Origin of the sequence: Neisseria sp. P0020.S003 (genome assembly GCF_051957095.1) — a bacterium.
In the GTDB taxonomy this organism is placed as follows: domain Bacteria; phylum Pseudomonadota; class Gammaproteobacteria; order Burkholderiales; family Neisseriaceae; genus Neisseria; species Neisseria subflava.
On sequence record NZ_JBQCWU010000014.1, the window covers coordinates 38,493 to 56,681 of the forward strand.

The window sequence follows — 18,189 nt, forward strand, 5'->3', positions numbered from 1 at the left end:
TTTATCATCTAACACATCATCATGCCGTCTGAAAATCGGGCTATTGCAGATTTAGCGCGAGGAACAAAGTATTGCCGTCGCGTTGTACCAAAAGCGGTACGTTTTTGCCTGCGCTTTCCAATGCGCTACGGAAAGTGGATTCGTCATTGACGCTGATTTGGCTGACGGCAATGATTTCGTCGCCGCGCTTGAGGCCGGCACGTTCGGCTGCACCGCTAACGCGCAGAACGATTAAGCGTTGTTTACCGTCTGCGTTTTCAACCTGCAGGGTAACGCCTGCATTTTCAACGGTGAATCCGTCATGGCTGCCTTCGTGTTGCGGGTGTTCGGCTTCTTTTGCAGAAGTTTCCGTTTGCTCGGCTGCGCTGCCAAGTTTAACTTTGACATCGGTTTGTTTGCCGCCGCGCCAAATGCTCAAAGTCACTTCTTTACCCGGCATAATCGAACCGACCATGACAGGCAAATCGCTGGAAGCGCGGACTTCTTCGCCGTTGACTTTGCGTACGATGTCGCCAACTTGCAAACCGGCTTGTTGTGCCGCGCTGTTCGGCATGATTTTGGCAATCAGGGCGCCGCTTGCTTTGTCCAAACTGAAAGATTTGGCCAAATCGTAAGAAACTTCTTGAATAACCACGCCTAATTGACCGCGTTGGACTTTGCCGTTGGCTTTTAATTGTTCGGCCACATTCATGGCAACATCAATCGGAATGGCAAATGAAATGCCCATGAAACCGCCGCTGCGGCTGTAAATTTGCGAATTGATGCCGACTACTTGGCCGCGGAGGTTGAATAATGGGCCGCCTGAGTTACCGGGGTTGATGGCAACGTCGGTTTGGATGAACGGCGTGTAGTTTTCATTCGGCAGGCTGCGGCCTTTTGCGGAGACGATGCCGGAGGTTACGCTGTTGTCAAAGCCGAAAGGCGCGCCGATGGCGGCTACCCATTCGCCCGGTTTCAAATCTTTCGGATTGCCGATTTTGACAACCGGCAAGTCTTCTTGCGGCTCAATTTTTAAGAGGGCAACGTCGGATTGGGCATCTGAGCCGACCAGTTTGGCCGTGTATTCGCGTTTGTCGTTGAGCAGGACTTTGATATTGCCCATGCCGGCAACCACGTGGGTATTGGTCAGGATGTAGCCGTCTTTGCTGATGATGAAGCCGGAACCGAAATTCAAAGCGTCGCCTTCGGTATCTTCTTGCGGCATGTCGGGCATATTGGGAACGAGGCGTTTGAAGAACTCGTAAAACGGATCGTTGTCGGGGAATTGACTCAGGTCCATGCTGTGGTCGTCATCCGGTGTCGCAGTGCGTTTCGCCGGTGTTGCTTGAATATTGACGACTGCCTGTCCTTCGTTTTGCACCAGTTGGGCGAAGTCGGGCAACAACATACCGACTTTTCCGTCATCGGTATTGGTTTCTATGCGTTGGACGAGTTCTTTGTTTTCGTCTTTGCCGAAAAAGGTACTGACTTTGTCGCAACCTGAAAGAAGGGAAGCTGAGAGGACAGCGAGGGCCAGATATGTGTTTGTTTTAATATTCACGAAAGTTCCTTTTGCCGGTGCCTATCGTATTGTCGGCATGCGTTTGAGCCGGCAGGCAGTTTTATTGTTTGAATGCTGTTTAAATGTATAAGGTAGGATTTTTACACTTTAACGGTTTTTTTTCAAGCATTTCATTTTAAATGAAAAAATGATAATTGGGATTTTATTGTTTTAAGGCCGTCTGAAAACTTTGGGATATGAACTGTCGGTCGGTTCGCTTCTTTCAGACGGCCTTTACATTGTGGTCAGTCGTGTTGATCCAAATGGTAGATCTGCGCCACGGCATCGATTAATTCGCTGTTGTCCGAGCCGGCTTTATTGAGCGTGCGTGTCGGAGAGTGGAGCAGTTTGTTGGTCAACTGGATGGAGAGGCGTTCGAGGACATCCTCGGCAGATACGCCTTTTGCCAGTTGCTTCATGGCATTTTCCAATACTTGGCGGCGCGCACGTTCGCCTTCGTCGCGCAAGGCGCGGATAAGCGGAACGCTTTGACGGTTTTTCTGCAGGCGGATAAATTCGCTGACTTTTTCTTCCACCATGCTTTCAGCCGCCGCCGCTGCTTTTTTGCGCGCATCTTTACCGCTTTGGACAATGTCCATCATGTCGTCTACGGTATAGAGATATGCGTCTTCCAATTCGCCGACTTCGGCTTCGATATCGCGCGGAACGGCCAAATCCAGCAGGAAAACGGGCATATTGTGGCGTTTTTTCAATGCGCGTTCAACCATGCCTTTGCCGACGAGGGGAAGTTGGCTGGCGGTGGAAGAAACAACCACGTCGTAATCGTGAAGAATATCGGGCAATTCATTCAACAGGCAGGCTTCGGCGTTGACACCGAGTTTGTCGCACAATTCCTGCGCGCGCTGGTGTGTACGGTTGGCAACGGTAATGAGCTTGGGATTTTTGGCGGCAAAATAAGTGGCCACCAGTTCAATCATTTCGCCTGCGCCGATAAAGAGGACGTTCAGATCGGAAATAGAAGGGAAAATTTGCTCTGCCATTTTGACCGATGCCGAAGCCATGGAGACGGAGTTTTCGCCGACAGCAGTGTCGGTACGCACTTCTTTGGCAACGGCAAAGGTTTTTTGAAACAGGGCGTTTAAGTGGGTGTTGATGCTTTCCTGTTCTTGAGCAACGCGGACGGCATCTTTGATTTGACCGAGAATTTGCGGTTCGCCCAAGACCATGGAGTCCAAACCGCAGGCGACACGGAAGGCATGGCGGACGGTTTCATTGTTATCCAAGGTATAGAGGTAAGGGCGGATTTCTTCGGCAGGCAGGTCGTGATATTGCGCCAACCAGTCGATGATTTTTTCGGTTTCACCGACGCAGTAAAGCTCGGTGCGGTTGCAGGTAGAAAGAATGACTGCTTCTTCCGCCGCCTCACTGCGCGCGAGGTTGGACACGGCATCCGGCAGATTTGCAGCTGCAAATGCCAGTTTTTCGCGTATGCTCAAGGGCGCGGTTTGGTGATTGAGTCCGACGACGGTAAGTTGCATGGTTATGGTATGACTGGGTAGTGTGTGTGGTGGGTATTATAGCTTAAGTGGGCTTTAAAATGAATGTGTTGGGGATGAAGATACAATGAGGTTTACCATCGAAAAGGCCGTCTGAAAAGATTCAGACGGCCTTTTTATCATGAAAGGCTTAAACCGCTTCTGCTTCTTCTGCCAAGAAACCGCGCAATTTTTGCATGGCTTTGGCTTCGATTTGGCGGATGCGTTCGGCAGATACGCCGTATTCGGCAGCCAATTCGTGCAGGGTTAAACCGCCATCGTCTTGCAACCAGCGGCTTTCAACGATACGGCGGCTGCGGTCGTCCAGTTGTGCCAAGGCGTTTTGCAGACCTTCGGTTTGCAGGGCGTAGTGAGCTTGTTTGGACAACTGACGGCTAGGCTCTGCATCGTGATCGGCCAACCAGTCGATAGGGGCGAAATTGTCCTCGTCATCGTTGTTTTCCGCCATGATGCCGATGTCGTGACCGGTCATGCGTTGTTCCATTTCCAAGACTTCGGACAATTTGACGCCCAAATCGTCGGCGATTTCTTGCGCTTCTTTTGGAGACAAGGCATTTAGGTTTTTACGCATGCTGCGCAGGTTGAAGAACAGTTTGCGTTGCGGTTTGGTGGTGGCAACGCGAACCAAACGCCAGTTGCGCAAAATGAATTCGTGGATTTCGGCTTTAATCCAATGCACGGCAAACGAAAACAGACGCGCGCCGCGACTTGGTTCGTAGCGTTTGACGGCTTTCATCAGGCCGATATTGCCTTCTTGAATCAGGTCGGCTTGGTTGAGGCCGTAGCCGTCGTAGCCGCGTGCAATGGATACGACGACGCGAAGATGGGACAGAATAAGCTGTTTGGCAGCGTTGAGATCGCCTTTTTGTTGACGTTCGGCCAGTTGTGTTTCTTCTTCAGCGGTAAGCATGGGAATGCTGTTGACAGTATGAATGTATTGCTCGAGGCTACCGTTGCCGCTGTGGATAACGGGTAATGCAAAAGCTTTATTCATGAAGGGTGCTTTCCTTGATTGGGCCGTCTGAAGACGGCTTTTTGTTTATTGTGTGACAAGCAGTATAACACTGCCTGTGGTTTGTTTTGTTATGGGTTGGATTTTTTCTGTAAATTAACGATAGATTCAATAGTTTTTACTGCTTGAATCGCAAGGGTTGATTGTCTTAGAAAATTTGAGTGATTTGCTAGGTTTTGGCTAAGTATATTACAAACATTTCTGTATGTAAATAGTTTTGGTTATAAAAAAGACCTTGTATAACAAGGTCTTAAAAATTTTTTATTCTGGTTTTTTCCGGCCAATCAGGATAAGGAATACGCCGATAACGGCCAAAATGCTGATAAGCCATGTTGAGCCGCCTGCTTTCATATAAGGCGTTTCGCCGATATAGCCTTTGACGTGGCCTTCGAGGACGGTTTCTGTATCCGGTTGGGCTTCGGCAACCATCGTACCTTTAGGGGAAATAATGGCGGTCGCGCCGGTATTGGTGGCGCGAACCATGTAGCGGCCTAGTTCCATTGCACGCGCTTGGGACTGTTGAAGCTGCTGATACATGGCATTGGATTTGCCGTACCACGCCATATTGCTGATGTTGGCGAGTAGGGTGGAGCGTTTCGCCGTTGCGATGAGTTCGTCGCCGAAACCGTCTTCATAGCAGATATTGAAGGCAACTTTTTGATCTTTCATCACCAAAGGTGCTTGGTTGTCGCCGCCTTTTTGAAAGTCGGCCAAAGGCATATCCATCATTTTATAGAGACGCTCGGTAATGGCGGGCAAGGGCTTGTATTCGCCAAATGGAACGAGGTGGTTCTTGGCGTAGTAGGGGATGACATCGGAAGTGCTGTTGTGATAGTCGCTCAAATTGATGACAGCATTTTCGTAGCCGTTGCCGTCGGGCGTATATTGGCTGATGCCGATGGCCAACGCGCTGCCGTTGCTTTGTGCCTGTTCGGCGAATTGTTCCAAGATGCCTTCGGGCAGGTCTTGGCGCATCAGCGGCAGGGCGGTTTCAGGCAGGATGACGATGTCGGCACTGGTCTTGCTGATTTGTTCGTAGTATTTCTGAATGGTCGGAATGATTTGCTCTTCCTTCCATTTCAAATTTTGCTTGATGTTGCCTTGAATCAGGGCAACCGTGCTGGTGCTGCCGTCGGGGCGGGTGTATTCGGTTTGTTGGGAAATGTAGCCGACGGAGCAGAGCGCAACGATAAGGAATAAGGGCAACAGGCGGTGTTTCAGACGGCCGTGGTTGTCAATCAGCAACACCAGCCATGCGCTGAGGAAAGCAGTTGCCAGCGTAACCATATGAATGCCGCCCAAAGGCGCGAAGCCTGCCAACGGGCTGTCTTTGATGATTTGGGAATAGCCGATTGCGCCCCAGCCGAATCCGGTCAGGAAACGTTCGCGGGCAAATTCTGCCAGCGTCCACAAAATCGGCAGCAGGAGGCCGGTTTTGGCCCAGCGCGACAGGTTGCATTTTCTCCACACCCAAAAACAGATGGCCGGATAAAGCGCGAGAAACGCCGGCAGCAGGAAGGTGAGGGGGATGGCGTATGAATCCGGCAAACCCGAAACATCATGCAAGGCAGTGTGTATCCAATAAAACTGCGCCGTATAACCGATTAATCCGAACAGATAGGCAGTCATGACGGCAAAGCGCGGACGCAATTCAATCAGGCGTATCAGCGCGCCAAACAACAGCGGCATCAGCCAGAAATGATAATACGGGGCGAAAGTGAACGGCGTCGCGGCGGCAATTAAGATGACCAGCGGCCAGTACAGCAGCTGGTGTTGCCAGTATTGTTCGAGTTTACGGAAAATATTCATGCTTTAAATGGTATTGAGGCCGTCTGAAAAGTTTTCAGACGGCAGGGAAACAAAATCAGTCTTTTTGAAACAATTTCATTGCAGGCAGGACGATTGCGCAAGCCAAGGCACCGGCGGCTACTCCGACCACCAGATTGGCGATATGTTCCATCATGCCGCTGTCCCAATGCTGCGCGTGGAGGAAATCGTGCAAAAAGCCAAGGTTGTGGGCGATCAGTCCGCCGCCAACCAAGAACATCGCCAGCGTGCCGACAATGCTCAAGCCGCGCATAAACCAAGGCATAAATGAAATCAAACCGCGTCCGATACCTTGCACAGCAACGCTTTTTTGGCGCATCAACATCATACCGAGGTCGTCAAGTTTGACGATAATGCCGACCAAACCATAGACCAATACCGTCATGCCAACACCGATGGCAGCCATTACCAAAGAACGCGTCATCAGGTCATATTTTTCAACAACGCCCAGCGCGATAATGATGATTTCGGCGGAGAGAATGAAATCTGTGCGGACCGCGCCTTTAACTTTTGTTTTTTCGTCTGTGACTTCAGGCTCGGCATCGTGTCCGTCTTCGTGTTCATTGCGGTGCAGGAATTTGTGCAACAGTTTTTCCACGCCTTCAAAACACAAATACACACCGCCGATCATCAGCAAGGGCGTAATCAGTGCAGGCAGGAAAGCGGAAAGCAACAGCGCAAGCGGCACCAGAATCAGCTTGTTGACCAGAGAACCTTTTGCCACCGCCCAAATAATCGGCAATTCGCGCTCGGCAGATACGCCGGTTACTTGATTGGCGTTGAGCGCCAAATCGTCACCGACCACGCCGGCGGTTTTTTTGGCGGCGACTTTGGTCATCATCGCTACGTCGTCCAAAACGGCGGTAATGTCGTCCAAAAGCGTAAAGAGAGAGGCGAAGGCCATAATGTTGTCCGGATAAAATCAAATAAACGCGCGATTATATATGAAAATTCAGTTGCTTGAATGTTTTTCAGACAGCCGTTGACGGAAATTAACCAAAGGCCGTCTGAAAATGCTATTTCGGCGTATAACGTCCCGCCATGGCTTTATACACCATATTTTCGTATTTTAAGGCTTCATAGCGTTGGTTCAGCAGGTTTTGAGCCGAGCTGTATTCCGAATTCAAAGCCTCCAGCCAGTCTTTCAGTTCGTTTTTACCATGCTGGTAGCGCACTTGATAGTAATGGCTGTTTTTCTTGTCCAACTGATAACGCTGTTCCTGATTGGCAAGGCTGGCCTGCGCGTTTTTGTAGGCAAGGTAGTTGGTGTTGACCTCGTTGAGCGCGGTGGTCAGGGCTTTTTCAAAATTCAGCTTGGCACTGTCCATCTCCGCTTGTACGGTTTTGTCTTTCCATTTCATGGTTTGCCAGTTAAGGAAAGGCAGACTGATGGTGGCCGAGCCGCCCAACATGGGGATATTGAACGTACTTTTCGCTTTATCGGAAGACGTACTCAGACTTGCACCCAAAGTAATCGACGGATACCAACTGCGTTTTTGCGCGTTGACCGATTGTTGCGACGCTTGCAGGCGGTATTCGGCGGCGCGCAGGTCGGGGCGGTTGGCCAAAACGGTAATCGGTACGTCCAAGTTCACGCCTTTGACAGGTAGCAGGCGGAATTGTGCCGGATCGGCAGCCATGTTTTCAGACGGCCTTAAATTCAACAAATTACGCAAAACCTGTTTTTGCGTATCCAAATTGTTTTGCAAAGACAACAGGCTGTTTTCCGCACTCAGCAATGACTGTTTGGCTTGGGTCGGCTGGCTTGAGTCGGCCCTGCCGTAGCGGAACTTGGCATTCGCGATGCGGTTGATTTCCTGATATTGCTTCAGCGATTTTTTTGCTAACTCGATGGCTTCGTTCAGGTAGGCGATATTGAAATACGCATCAGCGACATTATTAATCAAAGTCAGGCGCGTGTTGGCCATGTCTTCATGCGTAGCTTGGTATTCCCATACCTGCGCATCGGCAGTAGCACTGAGTTTGCGCCACAAATCCAATTCGTAGCTCAAACCAAGCTGGCTGCTGAAGGTATTGCCGTGGCTGCCGGTTTTCAGGTTTTTAGAAGCATTTGCGCCCAACGAACCGCTGAACGAAGGCACCAAATCCGCACCCAAAATATTGGCTTGGTACAAAGCCTTGTTGACGCTGATGGCCGCCTGTTTCAAATCGACATTATTCGCCAGCGCCTGCTCCATCAGCGCATTAAGCTGCGGGCTTTGGTAGATTTCCCACCAGTTGCCGTTTACATCGTAGCGTTTGGCAGTTTCGGCCGCGCTCATGACTTGGCCGGTTGCTTCCAGCGTCAGATTCGGATTGGCTTTAGGCGCGGCGCACGCACTTAGGGCAAGGGCAACAGCCAAGGATAAGGCTGCTTGGGAAAAAGGTTTCGTCTTCATAAAAATCTTTCGGGGAACAGAGTTTCGGACGGCATAGATGGTTTTGAATGCTAACCAAATAATGTTGGCTACTTTTGTTTATCTGCTAAGAACGCCTTTCGCTGTTCCGTAAAATGCCACCACAGCTTCGGTTCGTTCCCTTGCATAAAATCAACCAGCGATAGGAAAATATCGATCATGCAGGGATCATGTCGGGTTGCGGTCAGGCTGCACAGGCGGTCGTACATTTCATAAGCGTCCTGTCCTGCCAAATCCTGCGGCTGCGTGATACCGAGCAAAGCCAAATCCTCCGCCACAGCTTTGCCGACATTGGGCAGGTCGCTCAGCTTATTTAATTTATCTCTTTGTACTTTATTGGGATGCATGTTTGAATTTGAGTTTATGCAGTGAGGGTTGAAATTATTTCTTGGTAGACTTCTTCTAAAAGTCGTTCCTCTTCTTCAGTGTCAGCGTCAATTTCAGTAACTAGATACCAACAATTATTCGAGATATTGGCATATTTTTCAAAGGCTTTATTTTGTCGTAATCGACTCATCACACGACGACAGGTATATAGAAAGCCGTTACCAAATGCTTCAAATTCTGCATCCAGATTTTTATTTCCCAACTCCTGCATAATGTCGGCAATGGCATAACGGTGTTTTTCTTCGAAAGGTTTAAATGTTTGATAAACAGCTTCATTCCATTCATCACTCCAATCGGGTGGTTGTATATCATTTTCACGTAAAAATGAGCCATCTTCTCCATTTTCAGCACGATTAAAAGACAAGCCGCAAGTGCCGTAATAAGAATGAACGTTTAAGGCAATACCGTTAATCACAGTGCCTTCATATTGTTGCCAGTTTTGCATTGTTTATCCTTATCGTGCTTTAGTGATGTATACATACCATTATTCTTAAGGTTATCTGAATATTGTTTGTTGCATCTAACTGAATCAATCCTGAGCCAGCGCATCAATCGGGTTGAGCTTGGAAGCTTTGTTGGCAGGCATAAAGCCGAACGCAACGCCGATGGCGGTGGAGCAGACAACTGCGCCGATGACGGAAGTCATGGAAATGCTCATCGGGAAGTCGGTGACAAAGTAGTTGAACACCAGGCTGATGCTTGCGGACAGCAATACGCCTGACAGGCCGCCGATGATACAGATTAAGACGGCCTCAATTAGAAACTGTTGCAAAATATTGTTGCGGCGTGCGCCGATTGCCATGCGGACGCCGATTTCTTTGGTGCGCTCGGTAACGGAGACCAACATAATGTTCATCACGCCGATACCGCCGACCACCAAAGAGATGACCGCGATGGAAGAAATCAGCAGCGTCATGGTGCCGGTTGTGCTTTCAACCATTTCTTTGATGCTGTCGCTGTTGTTCATAAAGAAGTCTTCTGTACCATGGCGTGCTTTCAGCAGCTCGGTCAGGCTTTTTTCGGCAACTTGCGTGTTGGCATCGTCTTTGATTTTGACAACGATGGAATTGGTATGGCTCTCGCCGGTAATTTGGTGCATGACCGTTGTATAAGGCGACCAAAGCATCAGCGAGTCGGAATTACCGAACGAGTTGTCATCCTTTTTCATAATGCCGATGACGGTTAGCGGGCGTTTTTTGAAGAGGATGGTTTTGCCTAAAGGATTGACGCCTTCGCCGAAGAGTTTGGTTTTGGTGTTTTGGTCGATAACGACGACTTGTGCATCGGTTTTTACATCGTCATCATCAAACAGACGGCCTTCTTCCAATTTCAAACCGCGCACGTCGAAATATTGTTCGCCTACGCCGTAAAGCGAGGCAGTCAGGTCGGTGTTGCGGTAGGTCAAGGTGCCGTTGGAGTTGGTTTGAGGGGTGGCAGAGGCGACGTAGCTTTGTTGGCTGATGGCTTTTGCGTCATTAATCGTCAGCGTTTTGATTCGTCCGCTGCGGCGGTCGCCAAAACCACGGCCGGGGAAGATACTGATGGTGTTTGTACCCATTGAGTTGATGTCTTCCAAGATTTTTTGCTGCGAGCCATTGCCCAATGCCACTACCGATACCACCGAAGCGATACCGATGATAATCCCCAGCATGGTCAGCAGCGAACGCATTTTGTGCGCCATAATCGCCTGCACCGACATTTTGAATGCTTCCATAAATTGATCGTAATAAAACGACCAGGAAGCTTTTTCTTTAATCCGTTCTACTTTGCTTGGCGGGATATCGGGATTTTTAGACGTATCCGAAATAATCTGACCGTCGCGGATTTCGATGACGCGGTTTGCGTTTGCCGCAATACCCGGATCGTGGGTGACCATAATCACGGTATGCCCGTCTTCGTGCAGCTTGTGGATGATTTCCATCACGTTTTTACCGCTGGCGGTATCCAATGCACCGGTCGGCTCGTCGGCAAAGATGATTTCGCCGCCGTTCATCAATGCGCGGGCAATCGAAACGCGTTGTTGCTGACCGCCGGAAAGTTCGCTGGGTTTGTTGCCTTCTTTATTTTGCAAACCCAAATCGCCCAACAGTTTTTCCGCACGTTCCGCGCGCTCTTTGCTGTCCATGCCCATATACACGGCAGGCAGGGCAACGTTGTCTCGGGCAGTCAGCGAGCTTAACAGGTTGTAACGCTGGAAAATAAAGCCGAAACGCTCACGGCGCAAAGCCGCAAGCTCATCCGGCTGCATTTGCGATGTTTCGATGCCGTCGATTTGATAAGAGCCGGAAGTAGCGGTATCCAGACAGCCCAAAATATTCATCAGCGTCGATTTGCCCGAGCCGGATTGGCCGATAATCGCCACAAAGTCGCCTTTCTCAATAGAAAGGCTGACATCTTTCAATACATGCACACGGTTTTCACCGTTACCGAAAAAACGGTTGATATTCTTACATTCGATTAAACTCATAATCTTTCCGGGCGAAAAATAGAAACACAGGAACTAAGGCCGTCTGAAACACAGCCAAATCTTTCAGACGGCCTTAATCAATCAGCGAGGAGGGCCGCCACCCATCATCGCGCGTTCGCTGCTCTTATTCTTTTCATCTGCGCTCATTTCAGAAATGATCACTTTTTCGCCTTCTTTCAAGCCGCTTTTGATTTCGGTATTCATGCTGTCTTTCAAGCCGACAGTCACTTCACGCTCAACAGCTTTATTGTCTGTACCCAAAACGCTGACAAATGATTTGCCGTTATGCTTTTTCACGGTCAGTGTCGGTACCAGTAAGACATTCTTCACGCCGTTGATTTCGATCGTGTTTTGAGTGGTCATACCGATAGAAAGTTTGCCTTCGGGATTTGGCACCAGTGCACGGGCATAGTAGTAAATCGCATTGGAAGTCGTGTCCGTGCTGCTGGTGTAGTTGCCCAAAGACATGGTGGTCAGGCCGGGGTCGACGCTGTCTAATTTTGCTTTAATCGGGGTGTCCGGTTCGGACAGAATGGTGAACGAAATATCCTGACCGGCTTTGACTTTCGTGATGTCGCCCTCGGCAATCTGCATTTTGTTTAACATGGTTTCCAAGTTGGCCAGTTGAATAATGGTCGGCGTAGATTGCGCCGCATTGACGGATTGGCCTTCTTCAACAGGAATGGCGACTACAGTGCCGTCCATGGTGGCGGTAATCCGCGTGTGGCCTAGTTCGGATTCGGCTGTATTGATGGAGATTTTTGATTGTTTGATGGCGGCCTTCAGTTCGGCGACATTGGCTTTGGCTGCGGCTAAAGAGTCTTGTGCAGATTCCAAGTCTTCTTTGGAAGTTGCCTGCTCTTTCCATAATGCAAGTTCGCGTTTATATTTTTTCTCCGCACTGGAAAGCGCGATTTCGGCAGAAACCAATTTTGCCTGATAGGTTTCCAGTTTGGATTTTTCGGTATTTAAGGTATTGATCTGATTGGTTGAGTCGATTTCTGCAATCAGATCGCCTTTTTTCACTTGTTGGCCCAGTTTCACATACAGTTTTTTAATCTGACCTGAAGCTTCCGCACCCACGGATACCAAATTGGAAGGCGAGATTTCGCCGGTTGCCGACACGGTTTGACGGATATCGCCGCGTTTGACTACTTCTGTAATAAAAGAAGACTGAGGCTCAGGCTTCATCAAAGACCAGCCACCGAAAGCCGCTGCTACTACAACAGCCGTACCGGCCGCCCACTTGAAAACTTTAGACATATAAAAGGAACCAATTCAATAAAATAACGTCGCAGACAAGCAACAAATGTATTGATAGAAACAAAAAAACAACTGGATTTTACTGTAAAGACCAAGGCTGACCAAGAGATGGTCGGCTCAAATTGAAGTTTAACTTATTGAAATAAAAAATAAAGGGTAGTAAACATTTTTCAGAACTTGCACCTCATTTACATAAATTCCCAAACTCCCTCCGAATCTGAACATTTAAGCCGCAAGAAAACTACTATAATATTCACGTCTTATTCTAATTATTTACGACATAAATACAATGAAACACCAACAAGGCTTCACGCTTATCGAGCTGCTGATAGTCGTTGTGATTGCAGCCATTCTTGCTACCATCGCGTATCCGTCTTATCAAAACTACATCCGCCAAACGCGCCTTGCCGCCGTCCGCACGCAGATGCTTCATAACGCTCAACAGCTGGAACGCTACTACACTCAAAAAAGTACATTTGTAGGGTTTCCTGCTGGAAATTTACAGCAGAATCAATATTTCGATATTAGTTTTTCCGAGGGTACGGCTTCTATGCCTAATCCTTCCGATTCAGGTTATATTTTGAAGGCTGAACCCAATAAAGAAACCAACGCTAATGAAACCTGTACCGTTTATTACAACGACAGCGGTATCATCTGGGCAAACAGCGACAAGCAAAACTGTCCCGGTTATGAAATGCCAAAATCAGAATAAATCGAGATATAAAAGGCCGTCTGAATTTCAGACGGCCTTTTTAATGGTTTGGCTGTATAAGTACATTAGCTTAAACAGGGCAAAGATCAGTAATCCCGACCCGATGCGAAGTCAATCTTAGCCTTTGCGGCGCGGTTCGTCAGGTCGGATGCGGGAAGCCAGTTGGTCGAGGATGCCGTTGACGAATTTATGGCCATCGGTGCCGCCGAAAGTTTTGGTAACTTCGATGGCTTCGTTGATGATGACAGGATAGGGGGTTTCAGGCATGGTGCTCAATTCATGGCAGGCAACCAGCAAAACGGCGCGTTCGATAGGGCTGAGGTCTTTCTCGTCGCGGTCGAGCAGGGGGCTGATTTTTTCCATGTATTCTTCGGCATGGGTTTGTGCGCCGAAAAACAGTTTGTTGAACAGCTCTTCATCCATATTGGACGATTGGGACAGTTCGTGGATGTTTTTGGCAATTTCGGGAGCGGCTGTTTTGTTGATGCCTGCTTGATAAATAGCTTGTACGGCAAGCTCGCGTGCGCGGCGGCGTGGGCTTTTCATGGGTATTCCTTGTGAAGAGAGTGCCGAGGGTTGTCGGCTGAATATTGAATGATTCAGACGGCCTCAATGTCATGATTGAGAGGCCGTCTGAAAATATGCGGTATTCAATACGGAGAGAAACTTATTCTTCGTCGTCTTCGTATTGTTCTGACAAAAGATGGTTGACCAAGTTGGCACATTCTACGGCAACTTTGGCAGCATCGGAGGCTTTTTCTTCGATACGCGCAATGGCTTGTTCGTCGTTTTCAGTCGTCAGAATGGCGTTGGCGATAGGGATGTTGTAGTCAAGGGCAACGCGGCTGACACCTGCGCCGGACTCATTGGATACCAATTCAAAGTGGTAGGTTTCGCCACGAATGACAACGCCGATGGCAATCAGGGCATCGAATTGTTCGGATGAAGCAAGGTTCATCAGCGCGATAGGCACTTCAAGTGCGCCGGGAACGGTGGCAAGCGTGATGTTGTCTTCGGATACGCCCAATTCTTTTAAGGTGCGGCAGCAAACTTTGACCATTTCGCTGCCGATTTCGTTGGTAAAACGGGCTTGAACGATGCCGATGCGCAAGTTGGTGCCATCGAGGCGTGGTTCGATAATGTTCATGATGATTCCTTCAATATATGTGAAATAGGGATTCGGCTCGGTTTCAGACGGCCTTGTTATAGGGAATGCCGTCTGAAACGAAATGGGGATGGGCTATTCTTGCGGCTGCCAATCGGCAACGGCTTGGAACTCGCCGTCTTCGTTCAATTCCCACGCGCTGCCTTCTGCCTGAGTCAGCAGGGGCGCAATGTCGGGATTGTCTGCGGTAATGGCGGAGAGACTGACAATGCTGAAGTTGTCGGGATTGTCGGTGTATTCGTCGGTTTCGTCGCCGCTGAAAATACGCCAGCCGCTGTCATTTTCAAATACGGGGGCTTCGCGGTAGAGGAAGCCGACGGGCTCGCCTTGTTCGGCGACGGTGTTGGTGACGATGCAGCGGTCGAGCGCTGCGGCCAATGCTTGGGCAAATTTGTTCATGGAGTTGACAAAGAGATGATTTGGCATGATTTTACACGATTCGCCGCTTTTCCGCACGGATGTGTGCAGGGGCGGTTTGATGGTACAATGTCGGCAAGTGCCGTCAGGTTTGAACATGACGGCTTTTGATTGTTTATCGGCTTGAGGGACGCAAGAAACAATGAGCCAAAATAAAAAAGTTGCCGGTGTTGTAGCCTTTTTATTTTGTTTCACTGCGGATGAGGCGTGCTTTCCGGCTGTTTTTTTGAAAGTATGGAATGAAACCTGATTTGCTCAAACAGCAGGCGCATCGAGCGATTCAAAAGCGTCTGGGCTATGAGTTCCGCAATATGGAGCTGCTTCAGCAGGCTTTGACCCACCGCAGCTACAATGCCAAACACAATGAGCGTTTTGAATTTGTCGGCGATTCGATTTTGAACTATTCCGTGGCGCGGATGTTGTTTGACGCGTTTCCGAAATTGTCGGAAGGCGAGTTGTCGCGGATGCGTGCGGCTTTGGTAAATGAAGGCGTGTTGGCTGAAATTGCGTTGGAAATGAATGTCGGCGACGGTTTGTATCTAGGGGCCGGCGAGTTGAAGAGCGGCGGTTTCAGACGGCCTTCGATTTTGGCCGACGCGATGGAGGCGATGTTTGCGGCGGTCAGTTTTGATGCTGATTTTTCTGCGGCGGAAAAAGTGGTTCGCCATTTGTTTGCGGAACGCGTGAAACGTGCGGATTTGAATATCGGCAAGAAAGACAGTAAAACCGCTTTGCAGGAAGCCTTGCAGGCACGTCGCTTTGCCCTGCCGAAATACCGAATCGAAGAGCAGGCGGAGCAAACGGCTGATGCGATGTTTGTGATTTCCTGTGATTTGGGCGAACTCGGTTTCATCTGTAACGCACGCGGCAGCAGTCGGAAAGTAGCCGAGCAAAAAGCGGCATGTGAAGCCTTGGAGTGGTTGGAACAGAAGTTCCCTTTGAAAAAAGCTAAAAAATAATATTTCAGACGGCCTTTGAGAAAATGCAAAGGCCGTCTGAAACAATCAAGAAAGTCATATATAAATGGATATTGAAACCTTTTTGCAGAACGAGTCGCAACACCCGACGGATTATCGTTGCGGCTTTGTAGCCATTGTGGGTCGTCCGAATGTCGGCAAATCCACGCTAATAAATCATTTAATCGGTCAGAAAATTAGTATTACCAGTAAAAAAGCACAAACCACGCGCAACCGTGTAACCGGTATTTACACCGACGACACGGCGCAATTTGTGTTTGTCGATACGCCGGGTTTTCAAACCAATCACCGCAATGCTTTGAATGACCGACTTAATCAAAACGTAACCGAAGCGTTGAGCGGCGTGGACGTAGTGGTTTTTGTGGTGGAAGCCATGCGCTTTACCGATGCCGACCGCGTGGTACTGAAGCAGTTGCCTAAGCATACGCCTGTGGTATTGGTGGTCAATAAAATTGATAAAGACAAAGCCAAAGACAAATTTGCGCTTGAGGCGTTTATCAATGAAGTGCGCCAAGAGTTTGAATTTGCCGCCAGCGAGGCAGTCAGCGCGAAACATGGCCTGCGTATTGCCAATCTGTTGGAACTGCTCAAGCCTTATCTGCCGGAAAGTATCCCGATGTATCCGGAAGATATGGTCACGGACAAATCCAGCCGATTCCTGGCGATGGAAATTGTGCGTGAAAAACTGTTCCGCTATTTGGGCGAAGAGCTGCCGTATGCGATGAATGTTGAAGTGGAGCAGTTTGAGGAAGAGGAAAGCGGACTGTTCCGCATTTATATCGCTGTGTTGGTCGATAAAGACAGCCAAAAGGCGATTTTGATTGGCAAGGGTGGGGAGAAATTGAAGAAAATTTCTACTGAAGCCCGCCTTGATATGGAAAAATTGTTTGATACCAAAGTTTTTTTGAAGATTTGGGTGAAAGTAAAATCCGGTTGGGCAGATGATATTCGTTTTCTGCGCGAATTGGGTTTGTAATTTGATGTGTTTGAACAAAAGGCCGTCTGAAAAACTTTCAGACGGCCTTTTGTTTGATTAAGTCAACAATTCAGCCAGGCGTTTGACGATTTCATCCGCTGCTTGGCGTTTGGATGTTTCCGGAAATGAAGTTTCGGCAAGGTCATCAATAATGGTGATTTGATTGGTTGGCTTACCCATGGAAACGGAAACTTGGTTGGCTACCAGCATCGGTACGTTTTTGCGCAAACGTTTTGCCCGTGCAAATTTCAAAACCTGATGGCTTTCGGCAGCAAAGCCAACGCAGAATGGTGGAGAAGGCAGGGCGGCAACGGATGCGAGAATATCTGGATTTTCCGTCAGTTCGATAACCGGGGGCTGATTACCGTTTTTCTTCAGTTTCTCGTTGCTACTGTTTTTGACTTTGTAGTCTGCAACGGCTGCAACGGAAATAAAGATATCTTGTTCATGGATATGGCGGTGAACTGCCTGATACATGGCTTCTGCGCTGACAGCTTGTTCGGAATGAGCCAAGCCTGCTGGCAAGGCCGTCTGAATTTGACCGTAAATCAGCGTGACTTTCGCTCCGGCAGCACGGCACGCACGCGCTAAAGCCATGCCCATTTGTCCGCTGGAAATATTGGTAATGCCGCGGACAGGATCAATGGCTTCAAACGTTGCGCCGGCTGTAATCAGAACTTTTTTGCCGCTCAGTAGCTTGGGTGTCCATAAATCTTCTAGCAAATCTGCCAGATCGACCGCTTCGACCATTCTACCTGTACCTGTTTCACCGCAAGCCTGTTCGCCACTGTTTGGGTAAAACACGGTAATGCCGTCTGAAACCAGTTGCTCAATATTGCGCAGGTTGGCAGGGTTATTCCACATTTCGACATTCATTGCAGGTGCAACGGCCAAAGGACATTTTCTAGCTGCCACCAAGTTGGTCAGTAGATTATCAGCTAATCCGTTGGCAATTTTGGCAATCGTATTGGCAGTGGCTGGCGCAATAAGAAATGCGTCAGCTTCACGCGTCAGATTGATGTGCGCCATGCCATTATTGGAAGCACCTGAATAGGTATCCGATAAAACAGGGTTGCCAGTTAAAGCTTGGAAAGTCAGTGAGGAGACAAATTCTGTCGCAGAATCCGTCATCACTACTGATACAGAATGTCCTTGCTTTTTCAGCAGCCTGACCAGTTCACAAGATTTATACGCCGCAATACCGCCGGTAATGCCGAGGAGAATGTGTTTGCTCATAAATAACGAGTTCATTAAATGAGATATATAGGAATCAAATCAAATTATATTTGTTCGATGTTGATTCTGGCCAGTTTTGCTTTAATCGCATTACCATTCTGTAGAAACTAGTAGCGTTGTTTACAGTATTTCCAAGAGAATACTGAAACATGAACATGCACAAAAACACCCGTCTCACCCCTCACCACCGCCAAGCCATTTGGCTGGCCTACACGCAGGGGAAGGAAAGCGTCACCTCCCTGGCACGCCGCTACCAAGTCAGCCGCGTCACCATTT

At 48.8% G+C, this 18,189-nt stretch carries 17 protein-coding genes and 1 pseudogene; 4 read left to right on the plus strand and 14 right to left on the minus strand.

The window, feature by feature from the left end; all coding sequences use genetic code 11:
- Nucleotides 1-40: 40 nt before the first annotated feature.
- The 10 genes from ACTHTQ_RS08365 to ACTHTQ_RS08410 all read right to left on the minus strand — a co-directional run bounded on the left by ACTHTQ_RS08365 (nt 41) and on the right by ACTHTQ_RS08410 (nt 12,430).
- Nucleotides 41-1,540 (minus strand): DegQ family serine endoprotease, encoded by a 1,500-nt coding sequence (locus tag ACTHTQ_RS08365; RefSeq protein ID WP_440363636.1) that lies wholly within the window; start codon nt 1,538-1,540, stop codon nt 41-43.
- A 245-nt stretch (nt 1,541-1,785) separates the two neighbouring features.
- Entirely contained in the window at nt 1,786-3,039 is a 1,254-nt protein-coding gene (gene hemA, locus ACTHTQ_RS08370) for a glutamyl-tRNA reductase (protein ID WP_003684306.1), read from the minus strand.
- Between the two features lie 148 nt (nt 3,040-3,187).
- On the minus strand, nt 3,188-4,051 hold the full coding sequence (gene rpoH, locus ACTHTQ_RS08375; RefSeq protein WP_004519690.1) for an RNA polymerase sigma factor RpoH: 864 nt from the start codon (nt 4,049-4,051) through the stop codon (nt 3,188-3,190).
- A gap of 279 nt (nt 4,052-4,330) precedes the next feature.
- Nucleotides 4,331-5,878, minus strand: coding sequence for an apolipoprotein N-acyltransferase (gene lnt, locus ACTHTQ_RS08380; RefSeq protein ID WP_440363637.1), 1,548 nt, complete (start codon nt 5,876-5,878; stop codon nt 4,331-4,333).
- Between the two features lie 55 nt (nt 5,879-5,933).
- Nucleotides 5,934-6,800 carry a DUF808 domain-containing protein gene (locus tag ACTHTQ_RS08385; RefSeq protein ID WP_440363638.1) on the minus strand — a complete coding sequence of 289 codons (867 nt, stop codon included), beginning with the start codon at nt 6,798-6,800 and terminating at the stop codon, nt 5,934-5,936.
- 112 nt (nt 6,801-6,912) lie between these two features.
- Nucleotides 6,913-8,295: a TolC family protein gene (locus tag ACTHTQ_RS08390; protein WP_440363639.1), complete on the minus strand. Its 1,383-nt coding sequence runs from the start codon at nt 8,293-8,295 to the stop codon at nt 6,913-6,915.
- A 68-nt stretch (nt 8,296-8,363) separates the two neighbouring features.
- Nucleotides 8,364-8,660 carry a helix-hairpin-helix domain-containing protein gene (locus ACTHTQ_RS08395; protein WP_070822874.1) on the minus strand — a complete coding sequence of 99 codons (297 nt, stop codon included), beginning with the start codon at nt 8,658-8,660 and terminating at the stop codon, nt 8,364-8,366.
- A gap of 14 nt (nt 8,661-8,674) precedes the next feature.
- Nucleotides 8,675-9,145 (minus strand): hypothetical protein, encoded by a 471-nt coding sequence (locus ACTHTQ_RS08400; RefSeq protein ID WP_440363640.1) that lies wholly within the window; start codon nt 9,143-9,145, stop codon nt 8,675-8,677.
- Between the two features lie 84 nt (nt 9,146-9,229).
- On the minus strand, nt 9,230-11,167 hold the full coding sequence (locus tag ACTHTQ_RS08405; protein ID WP_440363641.1) for a MacB family efflux pump subunit: 1,938 nt from the start codon (nt 11,165-11,167) through the stop codon (nt 9,230-9,232).
- An 81-nt stretch (nt 11,168-11,248) separates the two neighbouring features.
- Nucleotides 11,249-12,430 (minus strand): efflux RND transporter periplasmic adaptor subunit, encoded by a 1,182-nt coding sequence (locus ACTHTQ_RS08410; RefSeq protein ID WP_250599783.1) that lies wholly within the window; start codon nt 12,428-12,430, stop codon nt 11,249-11,251.
- Between the two features lie 289 nt (nt 12,431-12,719).
- On the opposite strand from ACTHTQ_RS08410, the gene ACTHTQ_RS08415 reads away from it, so the two are divergent.
- Nucleotides 12,720-13,142, plus strand: a complete 423-nt coding sequence (locus tag ACTHTQ_RS08415) for a type IV pilin protein (RefSeq protein ID WP_003683020.1) — start codon at nt 12,720-12,722, stop codon at nt 13,140-13,142.
- 117 nt (nt 13,143-13,259) lie between these two features.
- Here the strand turns inward: ACTHTQ_RS08415 and nusB are convergent, their stop codons facing one another.
- The 3 genes from nusB to ACTHTQ_RS08430 form a co-directional block, all read right to left on the minus strand.
- Nucleotides 13,260-13,688, minus strand: a complete 429-nt coding sequence (nusB, locus tag ACTHTQ_RS08420) for a transcription antitermination factor NusB (RefSeq protein ID WP_003748564.1) — start codon at nt 13,686-13,688, stop codon at nt 13,260-13,262.
- A 121-nt stretch (nt 13,689-13,809) separates the two neighbouring features.
- Nucleotides 13,810-14,289, minus strand: a complete 480-nt coding sequence (gene ribH / locus ACTHTQ_RS08425; RefSeq protein ID WP_003683012.1) for a 6,7-dimethyl-8-ribityllumazine synthase — start codon at nt 14,287-14,289, stop codon at nt 13,810-13,812.
- Between the two features lie 93 nt (nt 14,290-14,382).
- A complete protein-coding gene (locus ACTHTQ_RS08430) occupies nt 14,383-14,706 on the minus strand; it encodes a DUF2185 domain-containing protein (RefSeq protein WP_003748560.1) in 324 nt (107 codons plus the stop codon).
- Nucleotides 14,707-14,963: 257 nt separating this feature from the next.
- Between ACTHTQ_RS08430 and rnc the strand changes: the two genes are divergently transcribed.
- Nucleotides 14,964-15,683, plus strand: a complete 720-nt coding sequence (rnc, locus tag ACTHTQ_RS08435; protein ID WP_003683027.1) for a ribonuclease III — start codon at nt 14,964-14,966, stop codon at nt 15,681-15,683.
- 64 nt (nt 15,684-15,747) lie between these two features.
- The gene (gene era / locus ACTHTQ_RS08440) at nt 15,748-16,677 is read left to right on the plus strand and encodes a GTPase Era (protein WP_440363642.1); all 930 of its coding nucleotides are present in this window, start codon (nt 15,748-15,750) and stop codon (nt 16,675-16,677) included.
- Between the two features lie 57 nt (nt 16,678-16,734).
- Here era and coaBC read toward each other — a convergent pair whose 3' ends face one another.
- Entirely contained in the window at nt 16,735-17,913 is a 1,179-nt protein-coding gene (coaBC, locus tag ACTHTQ_RS08445) for a bifunctional phosphopantothenoylcysteine decarboxylase/phosphopantothenate--cysteine ligase CoaBC (protein ID WP_070631895.1), read from the minus strand.
- Nucleotides 17,914-18,062: 149 nt separating this feature from the next.
- Here coaBC and ACTHTQ_RS08450 point away from each other — a divergent pair.
- A pseudogene (locus ACTHTQ_RS08450) lies at nt 18,063-18,189 on the plus strand (IS481 family transposase); the annotation flags it as partial.